Origin of the sequence: Vibrio sp. HI00D65 (genome assembly GCF_001635455.1) — a bacterium.
GTDB lineage: Bacteria > Pseudomonadota > Gammaproteobacteria > Enterobacterales > Vibrionaceae > Vibrio.
The window spans coordinates 1-777 of sequence record NZ_LWEH01000307.1; the positions used below are offsets into that span (position 1 = coordinate 1).

General features: G+C 43.6%; 1 protein-coding gene. It reads right to left on the reverse strand.

Annotated elements, in window-relative coordinates; genetic code table 11:
* Positions 1–34 precede the first annotated feature (34 nt).
* The coding region (locus A3712_RS19380) for an MATE family efflux transporter (RefSeq protein WP_269451433.1) at positions 35–777 on the reverse strand (743 nt) is incomplete at its 5' end.

A 777-nucleotide genomic window follows, 5' to 3' on the forward strand; every position in this document is an offset into this window, starting at 1 on the left:
TAGTCTGTACATCTTCTATCTGTGGTCGTTAGAACTAAACGAGGAATTCGCCCTTCTTCAACTGAGAAACAAATAACACACCAAGACCAATACCACGCATTGTCATAAAGCTCAGCATCGCAAGCCACAGGGCATGATTTTCTAAACTAGACGCTAGGAAGAAAATCGCAAAGAAGCTGCAGGTCGCGACAAACATGCTATTACGCATGTCCTTGCCTTTAGTTGCTCCGACAAAAATACCATCGAGTAAGAAGCACCACATTGAAACCAACGGCATTGCAATCAACCAAGGCAGATACACCTCAGCTTGGCTTTTTACATCTGGGATGGTGGTGATCATATTAATCAGATTAGACCCAGCGATCGCGAACACTAAGGTAAGAACCAAACAAATATTGAAGCTCCAGAAGAAGGTACCAATCAACGACTGATTTAATTCATCTTTGTCTTTCGCTCCTATCGCCTTACCCACCATCGCTTCCATCGCATAGGCAAAGCCATCCATTCCGTAAGAGATGATCATCAAGAAACTCATCAATACCGCATTGGCTGCCACGACATCATCACCAAAGCTTGCTCCTTGGAAAGTCATGAAAGTAAACGTGGCTTGTAGACACAGAGAACGCAGGAAAATATCTCGATTCAGTTTTACAAAGCGACTTAAACCTTGGCTGGTTTTCTTAATCAAAGCCCACGGTGGCGGTAACAGTCTCTTTTTCCAGATTCGAAAAACGCAGATCAGTCCAAACGTTAAGCCTGAATAATCAGCCAATACCG